19 protein-coding genes are annotated in these 17,114 nt (G+C 35.0%); 15 read left to right on the top strand and 4 right to left on the bottom strand.

The features are described 5' to 3' along the window. Positions 1–14: 14 nt before the first annotated feature. The 3 genes from ACFXN8_RS01680 to ACFXN8_RS01670 form a co-directional block, all read right to left on the bottom strand. Positions 15–620 (bottom strand): DUF2812 domain-containing protein, encoded by a 606-nt coding sequence (locus ACFXN8_RS01680; protein WP_386842293.1) that lies wholly within the window; start codon positions 618–620, stop codon positions 15–17. Then, positions 607–894, bottom strand: a complete 288-nt coding sequence (locus tag ACFXN8_RS01675) for a PadR family transcriptional regulator (RefSeq protein ID WP_386842531.1) — start codon at positions 892–894, stop codon at positions 607–609. The genes ACFXN8_RS01680 and ACFXN8_RS01675 overlap by 14 nt, the downstream gene beginning before the upstream one ends. Before the next feature lie 145 nt (positions 895–1,039). Continuing rightward, the gene (locus ACFXN8_RS01670) at positions 1,040–1,666 is read right to left on the bottom strand and encodes a YczE/YyaS/YitT family protein (RefSeq protein WP_386842529.1); all 627 of its coding nucleotides are present in this window, start codon (positions 1,664–1,666) and stop codon (positions 1,040–1,042) included. A gap of 158 nt (positions 1,667–1,824) precedes the next feature. Here ACFXN8_RS01670 and ACFXN8_RS01665 point away from each other — a divergent pair, with 158 nt between their 5' ends. The 7 genes from ACFXN8_RS01665 (at position 1,825) to ACFXN8_RS01635 (ending at position 7,972) form a co-directional block, all read left to right on the top strand. Further along, the gene (locus ACFXN8_RS01665) at positions 1,825–2,247 is read left to right on the top strand and encodes a pyridoxamine 5'-phosphate oxidase family protein (protein ID WP_376070986.1); all 423 of its coding nucleotides are present in this window, start codon (positions 1,825–1,827) and stop codon (positions 2,245–2,247) included. 150 nt (positions 2,248–2,397) lie between these two features. After that, positions 2,398–2,859 (top strand): hypothetical protein, encoded by a 462-nt coding sequence (locus ACFXN8_RS01660; protein WP_386842291.1) that lies wholly within the window; start codon positions 2,398–2,400, stop codon positions 2,857–2,859. Positions 2,860–3,239: 380 nt separating this feature from the next. After that, positions 3,240–3,542, top strand: coding sequence for a hypothetical protein (locus ACFXN8_RS01655; RefSeq protein ID WP_386842289.1), 303 nt, complete (start codon positions 3,240–3,242; stop codon positions 3,540–3,542). A gap of 159 nt (positions 3,543–3,701) precedes the next feature. Then, positions 3,702–3,959: a hypothetical protein gene (locus ACFXN8_RS01650; protein ID WP_386842287.1), complete on the top strand. Its 258-nt coding sequence runs from the start codon at positions 3,702–3,704 to the stop codon at positions 3,957–3,959. A gap of 323 nt (positions 3,960–4,282) precedes the next feature. Further along, positions 4,283–5,443: an acyltransferase family protein gene (locus tag ACFXN8_RS01645; protein ID WP_386842285.1), complete on the top strand. Its 1,161-nt coding sequence runs from the start codon at positions 4,283–4,285 to the stop codon at positions 5,441–5,443. Positions 5,444–6,605: 1,162 nt separating this feature from the next. After that, a complete protein-coding gene (locus ACFXN8_RS01640; protein WP_386842283.1) occupies positions 6,606–6,992 on the top strand; it encodes a hypothetical protein in 387 nt (128 codons plus the stop codon). 206 nt (positions 6,993–7,198) lie between these two features. Next, positions 7,199–7,972 carry an SDR family oxidoreductase gene (locus ACFXN8_RS01635; protein WP_386842281.1) on the top strand — a complete coding sequence of 258 codons (774 nt, stop codon included), beginning with the start codon at positions 7,199–7,201 and terminating at the stop codon, positions 7,970–7,972. A 355-nt stretch (positions 7,973–8,327) separates the two neighbouring features. On the opposite strand, the gene ACFXN8_RS01630 is transcribed toward ACFXN8_RS01635, so the two are convergent. Next, positions 8,328–9,353, bottom strand: a complete 1,026-nt coding sequence (locus ACFXN8_RS01630; protein ID WP_376071026.1) for an S-layer homology domain-containing protein — start codon at positions 9,351–9,353, stop codon at positions 8,328–8,330. A 549-nt stretch (positions 9,354–9,902) separates the two neighbouring features. Between ACFXN8_RS01630 and ACFXN8_RS01625 the strand changes: the two genes are divergently transcribed. The 8 genes from ACFXN8_RS01625 to ACFXN8_RS01590 all read left to right on the top strand — a co-directional run bounded on the left by ACFXN8_RS01625 (position 9,903) and on the right by ACFXN8_RS01590 (position 16,898). Next, positions 9,903–10,850, top strand: a complete 948-nt coding sequence (locus ACFXN8_RS01625; protein WP_386842279.1) for a bile acid:sodium symporter family protein — start codon at positions 9,903–9,905, stop codon at positions 10,848–10,850. 136 nt (positions 10,851–10,986) lie between these two features. Further along, entirely contained in the window at positions 10,987–11,133 is a 147-nt protein-coding gene (locus ACFXN8_RS01620; RefSeq protein WP_386842277.1) for a hypothetical protein, read from the top strand. 198 nt (positions 11,134–11,331) lie between these two features. Continuing rightward, positions 11,332–11,487, top strand: a complete 156-nt coding sequence (locus ACFXN8_RS01615) for a hypothetical protein (protein WP_386842275.1) — start codon at positions 11,332–11,334, stop codon at positions 11,485–11,487. Between the two features lie 197 nt (positions 11,488–11,684). Further along, complete coding sequence (locus ACFXN8_RS01610) at positions 11,685–12,599, top strand: metal ABC transporter solute-binding protein, Zn/Mn family (protein ID WP_386842273.1); 915 nt, start codon at positions 11,685–11,687, stop codon at positions 12,597–12,599. Positions 12,600–12,608: 9 nt separating this feature from the next. Further along, a complete protein-coding gene (locus ACFXN8_RS01605; RefSeq protein ID WP_386842271.1) occupies positions 12,609–13,337 on the top strand; it encodes a metal ABC transporter ATP-binding protein in 729 nt (242 codons plus the stop codon). Between the two features lie 11 nt (positions 13,338–13,348). Further along, a complete protein-coding gene (locus ACFXN8_RS01600; protein ID WP_376071043.1) occupies positions 13,349–14,221 on the top strand; it encodes a metal ABC transporter permease in 873 nt (290 codons plus the stop codon). Continuing rightward, positions 14,218–15,087: a metal ABC transporter permease gene (locus ACFXN8_RS01595; RefSeq protein ID WP_386842268.1), complete on the top strand. Its 870-nt coding sequence runs from the start codon at positions 14,218–14,220 to the stop codon at positions 15,085–15,087. Before ACFXN8_RS01600 ends, ACFXN8_RS01595 begins: the two co-directional genes overlap by 4 nt. A gap of 623 nt (positions 15,088–15,710) precedes the next feature. Further along, on the top strand, positions 15,711–16,898 hold the full coding sequence (locus ACFXN8_RS01590) for an MFS transporter (protein ID WP_376071048.1): 1,188 nt from the start codon (positions 15,711–15,713) through the stop codon (positions 16,896–16,898). The last annotated feature ends 216 nt before the right edge of the window (positions 16,899–17,114 follow it).

Below are 17,114 nucleotides of genomic sequence, written 5' to 3'. Positions count from 1 at the left end.
TGGTTCCTTGCTGTTTATTGTATAAACTGCTGTATAAATTTGCGATAACGGAAATACATCACTACGTACATACTGCAAGTTGCTAAAAATAACCATGGTGGGATAAAACGCATAATGGCAAAGGGGGTTTCAAATAAAAAAGAAAAAAGGAAAGAAAAACCTTCTGCATCCCATAAACCAGGAGTAAAATAAGCATCTTTTATATTGAAAAAGTAAAAGTTATCATTGGAATAAAAAAACATTAACCATATAAAAGAGAATATAGCCAAATTGCTAGCGTGTTTCATTAATCGTTTATATTTAGCAATTTGCGAATCATGATCAGAAAATAATTCATCGTCGCCATCTTTTCTTTTTAACCAATAATAGGTACCGTCATACGATTTTTCTTTTAATGCTTGCCATCCAAAATCCTCATATAACTGTTTATAGTTAGATCGCTCTTCTCTCCGAAAATCCTGCTGAAAATCAATACGGATAACTTGTTCAAGATCAACCGTATTTTTAAATGTATAAAAACCGGCAGAATTTATGTTTGTACAAACCCATCCTTTGGACAACATATGATTCAACCATTGCTCTTCCTTTTCGATATCAAAAAAGATTTTAAATTTTATCATGCCCATCTGCTCCCTCATATAAAGATAAAATTCGCTGCAATCTTTCTTGCTCGGCCGCTAATATGGCTAGTCCCTCAGCTGTTGTTTGATAAATCTTGCGCCTCGTATCTTGGGTCTCTATAGGCGAAATCCAATGATATTTCAACAAATTTTCAATTGCTCCATACATAGTCCCAGCCGCAATCCTTACACTACCAGCGCTCATTTCCTCGATTTTTTGCATCATTGCATAGCCATGTAACGGTTCACGTAAGGCGAGTAGAATATAATGCATGGTTTCGGATAAAGGTAGTAATTTATGTTTTTTCACAAGTTCACCTCATATACAGTTCAACTATATAGTTTGATTATATATAGTTGAACTGTATATTGCAACCGAATAAAAAAAAGACAATGCACTTTTGCATTGTCTTGTAAGCCTATACCACAGCGCTTTTCACGCCAGTCCATCTCAGAAATAATTTTTCATTAAACGTTAAAGCGAATTGTACAATCGGTCCAAGTCCGAAAGCCATTAGAACAGTACCAACGCCGATAGGACCACCTAGTAAAAAGCCAATTAAAGCGACAGTTACTTCCATAGTTGTTCGAGAGCGTGTGACACTCCAGCCAAGCTTATGGACCATTAGAAGCATTAATGAGTCACGAGGGCCAATCCCTAAATTGGCCACCATATACATACCGCAACCCCAGCCAAGTAATAGTAAGCCGCATACATATGAAAGTAGCTGCATCCAAAAACCATCTATATCAGGAAGCAAATAGTTAAAAATATCAATGAAAATTCCTGCTAAAAACATATCTATAAACGTACCAGGTAGTGGAAACTTCTTTGTTATTACTATATCAAATGCTATTATGGCTAGTCCGATGAGAATGGACCAAGTACCAATAGTTAATCCCAATGTTTTAACTAGTCCAATATGTAACACATCCCACGAACCAACACCAAAAATCTGACCTTTAATTGTCAATGTTATACCTAAGGATAAAAGCAAAATACCCGTTAAGAAAAACAGACACCGTGTGAAAAATGCTTGCTTCATCATTATAACCCTCATTCTAAAAATTCATGTTGTTCAACAAGTTATTATAGCAATAGATTTTAAAATGAACAGAAGATAGTCAATTCGCATTTTTCGAAAAAATGATTAGGTAAGCTAAATAAGGACAAAATAGTAGGGATAAGAAAGGATGAGATGATATGACCTCTGTGCGAGATGAAATACTAGAAGTTTTAAATCGTGAAAAAATAGGAACGATGGCAACTGTCGAGAATGGCAAACCGTACTCACGCTATATGACATTCCAACATGAAGATTTTGTATTATACACAGTAACAAATCAACATTCTGAAAAGATGGAGGAGCTTCGCAAAAACCCATATACACATATATTATATGGATACGAAAATGGAGGCTTTGGTGACACGTACGTTGAAATAGAAGGAAAGCTAACAGAAATTCTAGAGGAAGGAATAAAAAATAAGTTAGCCGAATTTTTTACAAGCATTTTCGTTGGTAACCATGATGAAATGATTACACTAAAAATCGAGCCAATCCGTATGCGCTTGATGAATAAAAAAGGGGAGCCACCTAAAGAGCTTGAATTTACAAACGACCATTAAGAAGTGGTCGTTTTTTGATTGTCGCATGATTATGTACACATGAAACGACCTAAAAGCATAGCTGCTTTCAGGTCGTTTATTATATGGGATAAATACGTGCTTTTAATTTCTTATTTAATATGGATACCTGTGAAAACGAAGAATTTCTCTTTGACAGAAGGAGATAATTACGACTTCGTTGACGTGCAAGATTTATTAAATAAATACGCTTCAGATAAAAAAGAATTAGCTACATACCTCCTTCCTATGGAGAAACAGCTGCACAGAACGATTAACGACTTAAATAATGCAAATGCCAAGATCAATGAAATGCAAGATGAAAATAGACGTTTACAAGAAAAGTTGGGGCAAGAACGAGAACGTTCAACTAAAATGCAACACCTTATTTATCAAATGTACAGCTCTTCTGGTGCCACTTTGGACAACATAATGAATACTGGAAACTCTAGGACTGAAAGAGTTTCAAATGCTTTGCAAAACGTATTTAACGATCCCAAAGAATTCCTTAATGGAATGAAGACCTTTATTCAAGAAGACGCCAAGGCTGTTGACAACGTTATTCAAGCTCAGTTCGGTAACAACAATGACTTAAATAATGAATGGGATCTATAAAAAACTAGTTTTTATTTGAATTTCAAAGATTAATATATAACAACAGTGCCTGTAATGGGTGCCATTCACGAAAACAACTTGTGTCTGGCGTCTATTGTTGATTGTTGTTCCCCTTGTGATGGCAACACTAGACCTTTTTCTTTGTTAAAGGCTGTTTTCGAAAAGATTGTTGCTATTCAACTCCCATGAAAGAACTTAATCATCTTTCATCTTCTGTGGTGTAGCGCTGGTTTTTGCGCTACCTGGATGGCTAACGGGGCAGAATAGTTTAACAAGAGTTTGGATTATTTTGGTATAATCTAATTAAATAAGACTGAGGAGATTGAACAAGTAATAAAACTAAGATAATCAGTTATGAAAGATACAGAGAGGTGATTTTGATGGAAAGTGATCTTCAAGTTATTCGCAAAGAATCGAGGCCAATAATCTTTACACTTATATTAGTCACAGCTACTTTTGCAGTTTTCTTTATTAGTCGTTTCGTGAATGAACCATACCTAACTATTTGTTTAGGGCTATTCGCATTAATAGATATTGGATTTATTGTTTCAATGGTGATGGGGATTAGAACTAAAAAAACAAATATTATAATTTTAAGTGTCATTGTCAATAGTCTATGTTTTGTACTTTTGACTATATTTTTATTATTAGTTAGCTTTGGGATAGGATTTTCTGAAGCATAATAAAAAAGCCGAATATCTCGGCTTTTTAGATATAAACCTTTTCGAATCTTTTCTCACTGAAACCAATGACTTCTTCATTTTCTAAACTAGTCTTCACAATTAGTTGGAATGATAATGAAAAAGAGATTATCTTAGAAAGTAAATAAGGGGGAAACTAAATTGGTACAGATTATTTTATCTATTATTCTAATAATTACACTTATTTTTTCTATATCAGTTGTAATTCAAAAAAGAAAAAAAGCTGGTATCATAGGGATTAAGAGTATTTTAACTTCAATTTGTTTATATTTAATTGCCGTAACAAATCTTCTTGCTTATTGGTTTGACTTTATGGGGCTATTGAATTGGTCTATTACTGTTATATTGTTGATTTTAGGTGCTTATTTCACAAAATATATGCCAGTGCCCGTTAGATGATTATTGAACTAACGAGGGCTTTACTTGAAGACAATTGAGCTGCTTGGACAGCTCTTTTTTCTTATTGTACTCCCATGAAAAAACGAAATAATCTTTCATTCTCTGTGGTGTAGCGCTGGTTTTTGCGCTACATGGATGGCTAACGGAGTAGGTTAGTAGAAGTAGGAATTAACTTATTATCAATATCACAGAAGGTCGATAATGCAAAAAAATGATTGATCAAGAATAGGATATTATTTACCGTAAATGTATTTTTTAAGTAACAGTGAAAATACGTTACTATTATTTAAATTATAACTTTTAATGGGAAAGGAGTTTTAAAGGTGAAAAAAGAGAGTGATCATTTATATTTCATCGATAATATAAAAATAGCATTAATTATGCTTGTAGTAGCTCACCATGCTGGACAAGCCTATGGGCCAGGTGGTTGGTGGTATTTTTTAGATGATGAATCTATCAACTGGTTAGGCCGGTTTTTCTCTGTAAATGCAGCATTTTTTATGAGTATGTTTTTCTTTTTATCAGCCTATTTTCTCCCTCAATCAATCGCGAGAAAAGGGCCGAAACGGTTTTTAAAAGATCGGCTTATTAGAATTGGTATTCCATTACTACTGGGATTTCTCGTGATAATTCCTATTCTGATGTATTTATATTACATTAATTTCAGATATTATGAACCCATCTCATTTTTTTCTTACTATGTTAATATATTTTTTGGACTTGGTAGTGAACCCACGAATTGGTCTGGACCATCATGGCCTGATATGCAATTTGGCCATTTATGGTTTTTAGAGCATTTACTTGTGTATGCGGTTCTGTTTTCAATCTGGACCTTCTTTACATCCAAGAAATCCACAAAAAAATTAGATGGAAACATTAAGGTTTATCAGATTCTCTCCCTGTGGTTGATCGTTAGCTTAGTGACTTTCATTACAAGGATATGGTTTCCTATTGATCATTGGACAGCTTTCGTAGGATTTATTCAAACAGAATTTGCACATGTACCACAGTATGTGAGTTTCTTTTGTTTAGGCATTATGGCTTATCATCGGAAATGGTTTTTAACTTTGAGTGCGAGAGTAGGATACATCTGGCTTATTATTGGAGTATTAATAGTAACTATTTTGTATTTTGGAGGGAATACGGTAGATCCTTTTCTTTTAAAGGGTGGACAAAACTTTGGTTCGTTGACTCGATCATTAATTGAGACGTTACTGTGTATTTCGCTTGTAATCGGTCTTCTAATATTATTTAGAGAAAAATTTAACGCCACTAATCGTTGGTCTAAAATGTTATCGAACAATGTATTTGTTGTTTATTTCATCCATGTCCCAGTAGTTGTCTTCCTTCAATATACATTAAATGACCTACCAATATCAGTCTGGATTAAATTCCTTATGACGGCATTTTTAGGAATCATTCTAAGCTTTTTGCTAAGTCATTTTGTATGGCGAAAGATTCCATACCTCAAAAAAATGATGTAAAAGGAAATAATATTTAAATAAATGAAATGTGAAAAATGAAAATGCCAGCATTATTGCTGCCTTTTGTCTTAGTAGGATAATGATGTGTCATAAAAATTATGATACTTGTTCAACTAACGGAGTGCTTTAGTTCAATAAGAATTAAACAACTTTATTATCGCTATACATCAGAAAAATGCGGATTTACAACGTTATGCACTTTATGTTACCAAACGACGCTTTGGGTACTTTTCTTATTCAACTAAAGGGGCAGATTAATGAAGTGAGAATAAGGTAAAATAGTATTTACGGAGATAGATATGACTTCATATGAAAAACACAAGGTATTACCTATAGTAATACACTAAAAAGGATGGCATAGCAGAATGGAATTCAAATTTGGGGATGTTGCTATTGTTCTCCCCCCTTTACACATTACGATTATCGCAATAACTATTATTTTCTTTTTAGTAAGGTGGAGCAAGCAATTAGAAACAAGACGTTTTACGGTTTTCTTTTACTTTCTGATTAGTGCTTATATTATTACTCCGATTTTTACTTTCAATACAAAAGATGGTGTCTTTCAGTTATGGATCCCCTTGGGATTTATAATAGTCTTCTTTTACTTGTTTCGTAGCAAAAGAAATCATCCATCTAAAATGAAAGCGAGTATTTTAGGATTTTCCATAGCATTATATCAGTTAATTCTTCAATATTTCGGGTAGACTTTGGTATTTAACTAAAGAGTGCTTTAGTGCAACAAGGATTTATAACGTATACATAAATAAACCTAATAACGTTCCCAAATGCAAGTTTTGGGACGGAATAAAACACTTAAAACGTTGTCATACCAATGTATTAAGTGTTTTTCTGTATTTCATTCATATACACCTTTTTATGCACTATCGTTTGAACTTAGATACAACAAAGCTTTCAATGCTGTTCAAAAGAAATTGCACTGAATCATATTTTGAATAAAAACTTGCATATACAGCGGATTCCTTAACGTTATAAATCAACCTTTTCTTTTAAGATAGCCTTTTTCTTTTTTCAACTAACTGGGTGCTTTACTTTTAAAGAGTTGCAAATGTAGCTCTTTTTTCTTTATTGAACTAACGGAGCAGGTGAGTTGAATAAGATAAGGTATAAGGTTTGAATATAATAGTGTAAAGAGGGTGGAAAAATGAAAAGACCTTTAGGAGTATCTTTAATTAGTTGTTTTTACATTTTCGGTGCAGTTGTATTGATTATCACAGCCATATTTTTTAATCAAGATGCAAATGAATTTGGCATAGCAGATAGGTTTGGTTTACCAAAATTTCCAGAACAGCTATTTAGGATTATATTGGCAGTTGTTTCCCTTATCATCATATATGGTTATTTACGTTTAAAAAGATGGGGATTTTGGTTGATGATTTTATATTCATTAGGATTTGGGCTAATAAGCTATATTCTATTATTCTCATATAATCAACAGCCGTTTATTGGGAATTTTATTTGGTCAGTAATCGTTTTAATTTATACATTTTATGTTAGAAAATCCTTTTTCCATGTAGAAAAAAGTGTATAACTCACTGATATGCTAAACTGGTGAAAATTCAAACCAATAATTAAGGACTTTGTGAAGTATTATACTTAAAATAACGGGTGCTTTACTTGAAGATCATTGAGCTGTTTTAGACAGCTCTTTTTTCTTATTGTGCTAACGGACAGTTTAGTTCAATAAGTAATTTGGTCAATCATGGTAAAGTAATATTAGGTATGGGAGAGATGATAATGGACCAATTAAAAGGGAAAGTTGCGATTGTTACGGGTGTAAGCCGTCTGAAAGGGATAGGAGCTGCTATTTGTAAGGAGTTAGCTGATTCGGGTTATCATATATTTTTTACTTATTGGACGGAATATGATAAAAAAATGCCTTGGGGCATTGAATTAGATGAACCCGTTAAATTAAAAGAAGAATTAATAAAAAAAGGTATTAAGGTATCATTTATGGAGTTGGATTTAACTCAACATGATGCACCTGAACAACTTATAAATAAAGTTTCTGAACAACTTGGTAGTCCTGATATCTTGATTAATAACGCAGCATACTCAACCAACAACGATTTTTCTAATTTAACTGCCGAAGAATTAGATAAACATTACATGGTAAATGTGCGTGCAACGACACTATTAAGTAGTAGATTTGCTCAAAGGTTTGATAAGAAATCAGGTGGAAGAATAGTCAATATTACTTCAGGTCAGTTTCAAGGACCAATGCCTGGCGAATTAGCATATGCAACAACAAAAGGAGCAGTTGATGCTTTAACTATTACGTTGTCGGCTGAACTAGCCCCTTTAGGAATAACGGTTAATGCATTAAATCCAGGTCCAACTGATACAGGTTGGATGACAGAAGAAATAAAAAATGAATTAAAACCGATGTTTCCTTTCGGTAGAATAGGAAAACCGAGAGATGTTGCAAAAACTATTAAATTTCTAGTGAGCGATGAAGCAGATTGGATTACAGGTCAGATTATTCATTCAGAAGGTGGATTTAAAAGGTAAATTTAACTAAAAAGGCTTTGGTTTTAGAACCTTTTTGTTGTATTAAATTCCAAGGAAGTTATCAATTTGTGAAACATTGTACTTAAACTCCCATGAAAGAACTTAATCATCTTTCATTCTCTGTGGTGTATCACTGGTTTTAGCGCTACATGGATGGCTAACGGGTGCTTTCGTATTATAAGGTCAACCAGTTACCCGTCACTCCTTTCTTTTTTTGATTATTTACAATATACAATATAAACATATGTTCTATAAAGAAAAAAGCACTTCATTCCTCCCACCTCTGAAGAAGTGGGTTTCCTGAAGCTCAATTCTGTGATTTATAATGGTCCTTACAATTGGACCTATGGGAAATTTATTGTCTCTTTAAAGTCCCGGAAAAATTCGTCCCTTCATCATGCTCCTTACGACAATCTACCTCGGTAATTTTAAGCGCATTATTAAGACGTTCAAATTCTAATACACAACGATTGCCGTTTGAGGATTTATTCATTACAGCCTTTGTGTTAGAGGTAATCGTCGCTGTCCCATCGACACTGCCTGCTGATGTCCCATCATTGGCAGTAATGAAAATAGTAAAGCTTTTGCTTGTTGCGTTTGAAATATAGGCATCACGGCGATTAAAATCAGTAGAGCCTTTACCCCATTTATAGTAATACGAATAGGTGCCATTCCAAGCACTATTAGAAGGTGTTGTCAGCTGCATTGTTTTATCTAGCTGATTTTGGCCATTTTTTGCTCGTGTATTTAATGAAGCATTGCTCGTATTTTCGTGGATTTTTTGTGCGTCCTCTGAAATCTCATAAAAATTTCTTTCATCCATACGGTAAAGCATTGTAACGACTTGAGCTCGCGTCATATTGTTTGTCACGCCAAAAAACTTCTGTAAGTTACGGTTTTCATACTGTAAGTTTTGACCAGTGGAAATGTAATAATCGAGTAAAAACTGTATGGATTGATCTAATCCACTTTTACCATTAGCTAAATGTGTAATAGCCTGTGCCACAACCCCGCGCTTTACATTAGCTGCTCGAATAGTGTTATCGAAATATCCGTTTAATGGAACACCATAGCTAGCAAGACGATTGTAAAATTCATCAGACCAGTTTGCTGGAGGGGTTTGTTTTTTTAGCTCATCATAAGGTGATTCGAGCTCATAAAAATTAGCAAGTAGTTTTGCGAATTGTTGCTCCGTAATTGTTGCATTGGGCTTAAATGTACCATCTGCATAGCCATTAACGATATCATATTCCTCTGCCCACAAGATGGCTTCATACGCATAGTGATCTTCTGGTACATCTTTAAAACCAGCAGCTTGCGCAGTGTATCCACTTGCCATAACAAGAATGGGAAGCAATAAAGCGTACACTAATTTTTTCATTTGTCTCTGTCATCCTTTCTTTCTAGTACTATTAATAGTTTGAAGGATATGGATAAAAACTGCAAATATTTCTAGTTTAACTTCTTTCAGCAAATGTCTTTTGTAGCTGCCGCTACGCTTTCGCTACAGAAAATAATTGCTGAAAGGAGTTAAAGTCTCCGGCGGATGTCACGGAATCGGTAAGGAGTTAATAAAGGATGTTAGCCTAATATCATCGCATCCATGCGATAACGGCTAACTGATCTGCATCATGTTGTAGCTGCCGCTACGCTTTCGCACAGACAAAACACGTTGTAGCTGCCGCTACGCTTTCGCACAGACAAAACACGTTGTAGCTGCCGCTACGCTTTCGCACAGACAAAACACGTTGTAGCTGCCGCTACGTTAGCACTGCGCTTTCGCACAAAAAACTCTGCTGTTGCCGCTACAAAAAACATCTGCAGGCCTAAACACAAAGCCGATTCCGGACGCAATTATGCCGAGGCATAATTGATTTTACTATAAAGAGGCTGGAGAAAATTGTTCTTTTAAGAAAGAAGGAAAAAAGAGATGTTGAATAGTTTAAATAAATACCTCCAAAAATGGATGCCTATTTTAACGCCGCTTAGCTTAGTTGTTGGTGTATTGTTTGAGAACGTAGGGCATCAGCTATTATTTTTAGTGCCGTGGCTGTTTGCTTTTATGACATTTGCAGGTAGTTTAAGCATGAATTTTGAAGGAATAAAAAGTCTTAAAAAATACCCAACAGTTATATTAGTTGTTATCGCATTTTTACACCTACTCATGCCAATTTGGGCTTATTTTGTATCAAACTTCATCTTTAACGATCATCTACTAACAATTGGATTTGTTTTAGCAGTCGCTGTGCCAACAGGAGTAACGAGCTTTATTTGGGTCAGTATTTGTAGGGGGCATCTCGCATTATGTCTTGCAATTATTTTAATCGATACACTAATTTCACCCATTGTTATTCCTGCATTACTTCATATTGTTGTAGGGCAAACGATCGAAATTGATACTGTTGGTCTCATTCTAGATTTACTTTGGATGATTGTTGTGCCTTCTCTTATAGGTGTAGCATTAAATGAGTTTACTAAAGGTAAAATTGAGCTGACACTAGGAAAGAAATTAGCCCCTTTTTCAAAACTTAGCTTATTTAGTATTGTAATGATAAATAGTAGTGCAATTGCCTCGTATATTAAAAATATTAACTTGGAGCTTGTTAGTGTTATTTTGGTCGTATTTATACTAGCTGTATCAGGGTATGCTTTTTGTTTAGTATTAGGGCATATACTTTGGAAGGATATAAGTATTATTACAATGTTCGTTTTTACAGGAGGGATGCGCAATATTGCTGTAGGGGTTGTTATAGCGACTACATACTTTCCTGCAAAAACAGTTATGCCTGTAGTGTTTGGCATGCTATTTCAGCAAGTTCTAGCGTCGTTCTTTAACCGAGTAATGGAAAAGTATCAGCTGAAATATGCGGAAGGTTAAATATGTTCGCGATTTTTTGATGGAAGTGAATTTTTTTAAAAAGACTTATTGTGCTGCTGCTATCGATTGTTATTAAAACGCTACATCAATTGTGGTGGTGAAGCTGTTACTAAAAGAAGGAGAGGCACTAAAAATTTTGATGCAATATCATCAAGTGAAAACAGCACAATATGAGGTTTCCATTAGACTACCTTCAGAATATGATGAAGATAAGCAATATACAAGTTATTTATATGTAGGAAGGGAGGAGATTTTGCATATTAAAAATTATACAAAAATATAAATTTGAGAGTAAACACCAGCATTTTTCATACTAGAAATGCTGGTGTTTTGTGCTATAGGAAGTATTTTGAATGCTGATTTTCCTCATAAAATAGATATTTTTCTAAGAGAGATATGCAAAAGAGTTGAAATTTTTTAAGTTTAAGCTTATATTTTCCTTAAGGAAAGAAAATGTCATTTAGGAAAGAAGAGTGTGTGAATGAAAAAGTTAGATGATTTGAAGTTGACAATTCTTCCGTTAATTATTTTGCTGATCCTTATACTTTTGTGGAAACTGACTGAGTCAGTTGGGGCAGGGATGATGGTAATTATTTTCTGGATAGGCTGGCGCCGCCTTGTAAGAAAATTAATATAAATTAAGGCTGTGTTGTTATTAAATAAATTTTGACAAGAGCCATTTGAGCGGGCATAACAAACAGAAGATTCCTAATAAGAGGTTACGAGGAACCGGTCGTTATGGCCCGCGCAAAAAATGCCCTTTTTGTCGAGTACTGATATTAAAATCAACAAAAAACCATGCCTTAAATATAAAGAAAGAAGAGGTATTTAAACATGAAACATTTTATTGGTGTACTTGTTTTATCATTATCACTCTTGTTAATCGGTTGTTCTGCCGAAACAGGGGGAGAAAAGGAAGGAGTAGTTGTCGCAACAACTGGGCAAATTGCGGATGCCATTAAAGAAATTAGTGGCGATCATTTAAAGGTAACAGCCTTAATGGGGCCGGGAGTAGACCCCCATTTATACAAAGCTACACAAAGTGATCTAACGAAATTGGATAAAGCAGAGGTTATTTTTTATAACGGTTTACATTTAGAGGGACAAATGCTTGATATTTTTGAGCAGATGTCCAAAAACAAAGCAGTGCTCGCCGTTGGAGAAAAGTTAGATAAAAAAGATCTACTTGCTAGTGATGATGAAGCTATGCTACATGATCCGCATATTTGGTTTGATATTGAGCTTTGGAAAGGGGTTGTTCAAGCAATCGGAGACAAGCTTCAGGAAGAATACCCGCAATTTAAAGAGGATTTTGCAGCAAACGAAGAAGCTTACTTGAAAAAGCTAGATGAGTTACAAACATATGCGAAGGCCAGAGTAAATGAAATCCCAGAAAAACAGCGTATTTTAGTAACTGCTCATGATGCATTCAATTATTTTGGTAGAAGCCAAGGTTTTGAAGTGCGTGGCTTACAGGGGCTAAGTACAGATTCCGAATATGGTGTGAAAGATGTACAGGAAATGGTGAATTTTTTAGCGGCAAATAATATTAAAGCTATTTTTATAGAATCGAGCGTCTCTGATAAAGCAATGAAAGCTGTGATTGAAGGAGCGAAAGAAAAAGGTCATGACATAGTGATTGGCGGGGAGCTATTCTCAGATGCTATGGGTGCAGAGGGTACAAAAGAAGGTACATATATCGGTATGTATCAACATAACATCGACACAATCGTCGATGCATGGAAGTAGGTGAGAATTATGAATGCATTAACAGTTGAAAATTTATCTGTTGCATATGATAAGAAAATAGTATTAGAAAACGCATGTGTAACGGTTCCTACGGGCCATCTCTCAGCAATTATAGGTCCAAATGGCGCTGGAAAATCTACTTTTTTAAAGGCCATTTTAAATCAATTACCGAATAAAATAGGGGAAGTTGAAATTCTTGGAAAAGCCTTTGAACCAAAAAGCTTAGTAGTTGGGTATGTTCCTCAGCGCAATGCTGTTGATTGGGATTTTCCTACAAATGCCTTTGACATTGTTTTGATGGGGCGCTACGGACATACTGGATTATTTAAAAGACCGTCTAAAAAGGATAAAGTTATAGCACAAAAAGCTCTTGCAAGTGTAGGCATGCAAGACTTTGCAGAACGTTCTATTGGTCAATTATCAGGAGGGCAGCAGCAACGGGTATTCTTAGCAAGAGCCCTAGCCCAAAATGCGGATATTTATTTCTTAGATGAACCTTTTGCAGGGGTGGATGCTGCTACAGAAAAAACAATAATCAATATTTTAAAAGACTTGAAAGCGAAAGGAAAAAGTATTTTTGTCGTCCATCATGACTTACAAACAGTAAAAGAATATTTTGATTATACAATTCTTTTAAATAAAACAATTTTAGCATCAGGCCCAACAGAAGATGTTTTTACACCAGAGCAATTACAAAAAACATACGGTGGTAAACTATTCATGATGCAAAACGCCTAAGGAGGGTGAATATGTTAAGTGGTAACTTACTGTGGGTATTAGTCGGTACGATGTTACTCGGGATCGCGGCTGGCATAACTGGCACCTTCTCCTTCTTACAAAAGCAAAGTTTAGTAGGCGACGCAGCGGCACATGCTGCATTACCAGGGATCGCTCTTGCCTTTCTATTAACGGGACAAAAGGAATTACCTATATTAATGCTTGGGGCAGGTATCACATCGGCTTTGTCCGTTTATTGCATACAATGGATTGTCTCTTTTTCGAAATTGAAAGCAGATGCAGCAATTGGATTGGTCTTGACTGTGTTTTTCGGGATAGGTGTTGTATTTTTAACAGTTGTCAACCGTAGCCCATTCGGCAATCAAAGCGGTCTTAACCATTTTATTTTTGGGAAAGCAGCGACGATGACGAAAGCTGATTTAATGTGGTTGTTTATAAGTGCGACGATTATTATTTTAGTAAGTCTGCTTCTTTATAAAGAATGGAAGCTCCTAATCTTTGACCCTGTTTATGCTAAAGGAATTGGCATACCAATTGAAGCTTTAAAAGCTACACTAACGGTTTTAATTGTTATGACTATTGTAACAGGCATTCAGGCAGTGGGTGTTATTTTAATGTCTGCATTACTAATCATCCCAGCTGCAAGTGCTAAATTATGGACAAGTAAATTGAGCTCAATGCTCGTGCTTAGTGCAGCAATCGGTGGTATTTCTGGTCTTATTGGAACCTTTATTAGTTCAATTCGAACTGGATTATCGACAGGTCCAATTATTGTCTTAGTAGCAGCTGCAATATTCTTTATTTCCTATTTTATTAGTCCGGATGGACAAATTAATAAATATCGTAGGAAAATGCAGTTTCGAAAGCAAGGTGAGCTAGGATGATTGAGTTTTGGGTTGTTTTTACAGGCATTTTAGTAGGGGTTACATGCGGAATTGCTGGGGTTTTTCTAATTTTACGTAGAATGTCGATGATTGCAGATGCGATTAGTCATACAGTATTATTTGGTATCGTCATGGCTTATATTATTACTCAAACATTAAATGGCTTTTGGATGTTAATTGGGGCAGCATGCGCAGGAATTCTAACGGCCTACCTTGTGCAATTACTACATTCCTCTGGCATTCAGGAGGACGCTGCCATTGGTGTTGTCTTCACGTCCTTGTTTGCTGCAGGTGTTCTACTCATCACATTATTTGCTGGTAATGTACATTTAGATGTTGAGCATGTATTGATGGGTGAAATTGCATTTGTACCTTGGGATAGATGGACATTACTGTCAATCACAATGCCAAAGGCCGTATGGATGCTATTATTTGTACTGATAGTTAACATTGGGTTCCTTCTATTATTCTTTAAGGAAATGAAGTTAACAACCTTTGACCCAGTTTATGCTGCTTCCATCGGTTTACCAGTAATTTTTCTACATTATGGCTTTATGACAACGATTTCCTTTACTACCGTTGCTTCATTTGATAGTGTCGGCGCGATTTTAGTTGTCGCTATGTTAATAGGACCAGCTGCCACCTCCTATTTAATAAGCAAAACGATTAAACAAATGTTTATGTATAGTATGCTATTTGGGGCTGCAGCATCGGTAATAGGCTATTATTTAGCGAAGCTTTGGGATACGTCCATTGCAGGGATGATGGCCACAACAGTAGGTTTAATATTTATTATTGTATTAGTAGGTCAAAAAGTCGTAGAGCGCCGAAGAAAATCGCTCGTTAGTCAATTAGAAGTTATGTAAGGATGCAACATCGTTTGATCATGTATCAAATGATGTCAGCTTGTCGACAAAAGAATAAATATAAATTAGTGTGTATCAATAAATAGTTGATTTTCACTCCGAGTGACGCTTTCCATGGGCTTGGCTTCAATCTCCACATCAACAGTAAGAGTCGACAAGCTGAAACCAAAATAATATGATGGCTATGCTTTACACTATATAAAACTAGTCTTACCACATAAACTTCTGGAGGAAAATGTGACAGTATCGACGCTCCTCAGAAAATGCTAAATGGTAGGTTTGCTGATTAAAATTATCATAAAGTTTTATACAAAAAAAGTAACGTTTATCTACAGTCTGACATCGTTTGATAATAGAATCAAACGATGTTTTTTGTCATTTGCCTGTTGATTATTTCAAACTTTTGCCTGATTTTTACTTTCTACAAAAATAGTATACTGTTTAAAGCAATTCGAAAAGGCAAGAAAACATAATGAAAGGTCTAAACGGAATACATATTTATAGAGTAGAAAATATTTTTTAACATTCATAAAGATACAATTATTGTAAAACGTCTCTGTGCGAATATTTGTAATTTTGTGACTATGTAATGATTACTAAATGAAACAACAAGGAGATACGGCATGTGGCATAATCGGAATGTATGGATTATTTTATTGGGGGAATTTGTCGTAGGACTTGGCTTATGGGCTGGGATTATAGGCAATCTAGCTTTTATGCAAGAGGTCGTTCCTTCTGACTTTCACAAATCATTAATTATTTCTTGCGGTATATTGGCGGGTTTAATAGTTGGTCCGTTAGCAGGACGTATTATTGACAACTCGCAGAAAAAAACAGTTATACAGTGGGCTAGTGTAGGGCGAATTATAAGTGTTTTATTTATGTTTATGGCACTTTATACAAATTCGGTTATTTGGATGATTCTTTTTTTAATTACGTTGCAAATAGCAGCCGCTTTTTATATGCCTGCTCTACAATCTATTATTCCAATGATTGTTAAGGATAAGGATTTAATTACATTAAATGCTTGGCAAATGAATGCTCGAACGATTTCTAGGATTATTGGTACTGCTGCAGCGGGATTTATGCTAAGTTTCTTTGAGATAAAATGGTTGTACATCATTTCATTTATTGTCTATATGATGATGTTTGTTATTACGAACTTCCTACAATTAAATGAAATGGCAAATCAATCGTCAGCAACTAATGAAAAGGGCGACTTTAAAGACGTGTTACCGATGGTGAAGGAACATCCTGTTGTTTTAATGACACTTGTCTTAATGCTAATTCCAACATTATTTTTAGGTTCCTTTAATTTAGTTATTATGAAAATTTCTGAGATTCATCATTCAACGACAATATCAGGATTATTGTATACAGTTGAGGGCATTGGTTTCATGCTTGGTGCAGCTGGTTTGAAATTGATTACGGAACGGGTGAAAATTGGGACACTCCTCTTTACTTTAGCGTTTATTATCGGTTCGATGGAGCTCATGCTACTCTTATCGGATATTAAATTTTTTGCATTAGTAGCTTTTGGCGTTTTTGGTTTTTCAGTAGGCTGTTTTTTCCCAACGACAATGGTGATTTTTCAAAAGCAAGTGCCAAAAGATTTTCACGGCCGATTTTTCTCATTCCGTAATATGATTGATTCTGTCATCTTTCAGGTCGTCTTATTGTCAACGGGCATGATGCTAGATTTAGTTGGTTTAAGTGGATTGGGACTTGTTTTTGGTATAATCAGCTTAAGTTTAACCATCACTTTTTTACTATATTCAAAGAAAAAGAATGTTGTAATGCATGCGCATTAAATAAAAAGGAACTGTCAAATCTGTATTCTATTAGCAAAGGATAATTTTGCTGGAACTACTGTTTATTTATACTCAATAAAATGGGCTATTGGGTCCGGGTATCCAAGTATGAATTGGATAACTACTATCCTTATTCCAATTATCAAGAGTATAGTAAATGGAAAAATGAACCATGTCATGGTATAATAAGTACTTAAATAAAGAGAGATTTAGGTT

It is taken from the genome of Lysinibacillus sp. NPDC059133 (genome assembly GCF_042755925.1).
GTDB lineage: Bacteria > Bacillota > Bacilli > Bacillales_A > Planococcaceae > Lysinibacillus.
Note: the sequence above shows the minus strand (reverse complement) of the source record. Positions and strands in the feature narration are given on the sequence as shown.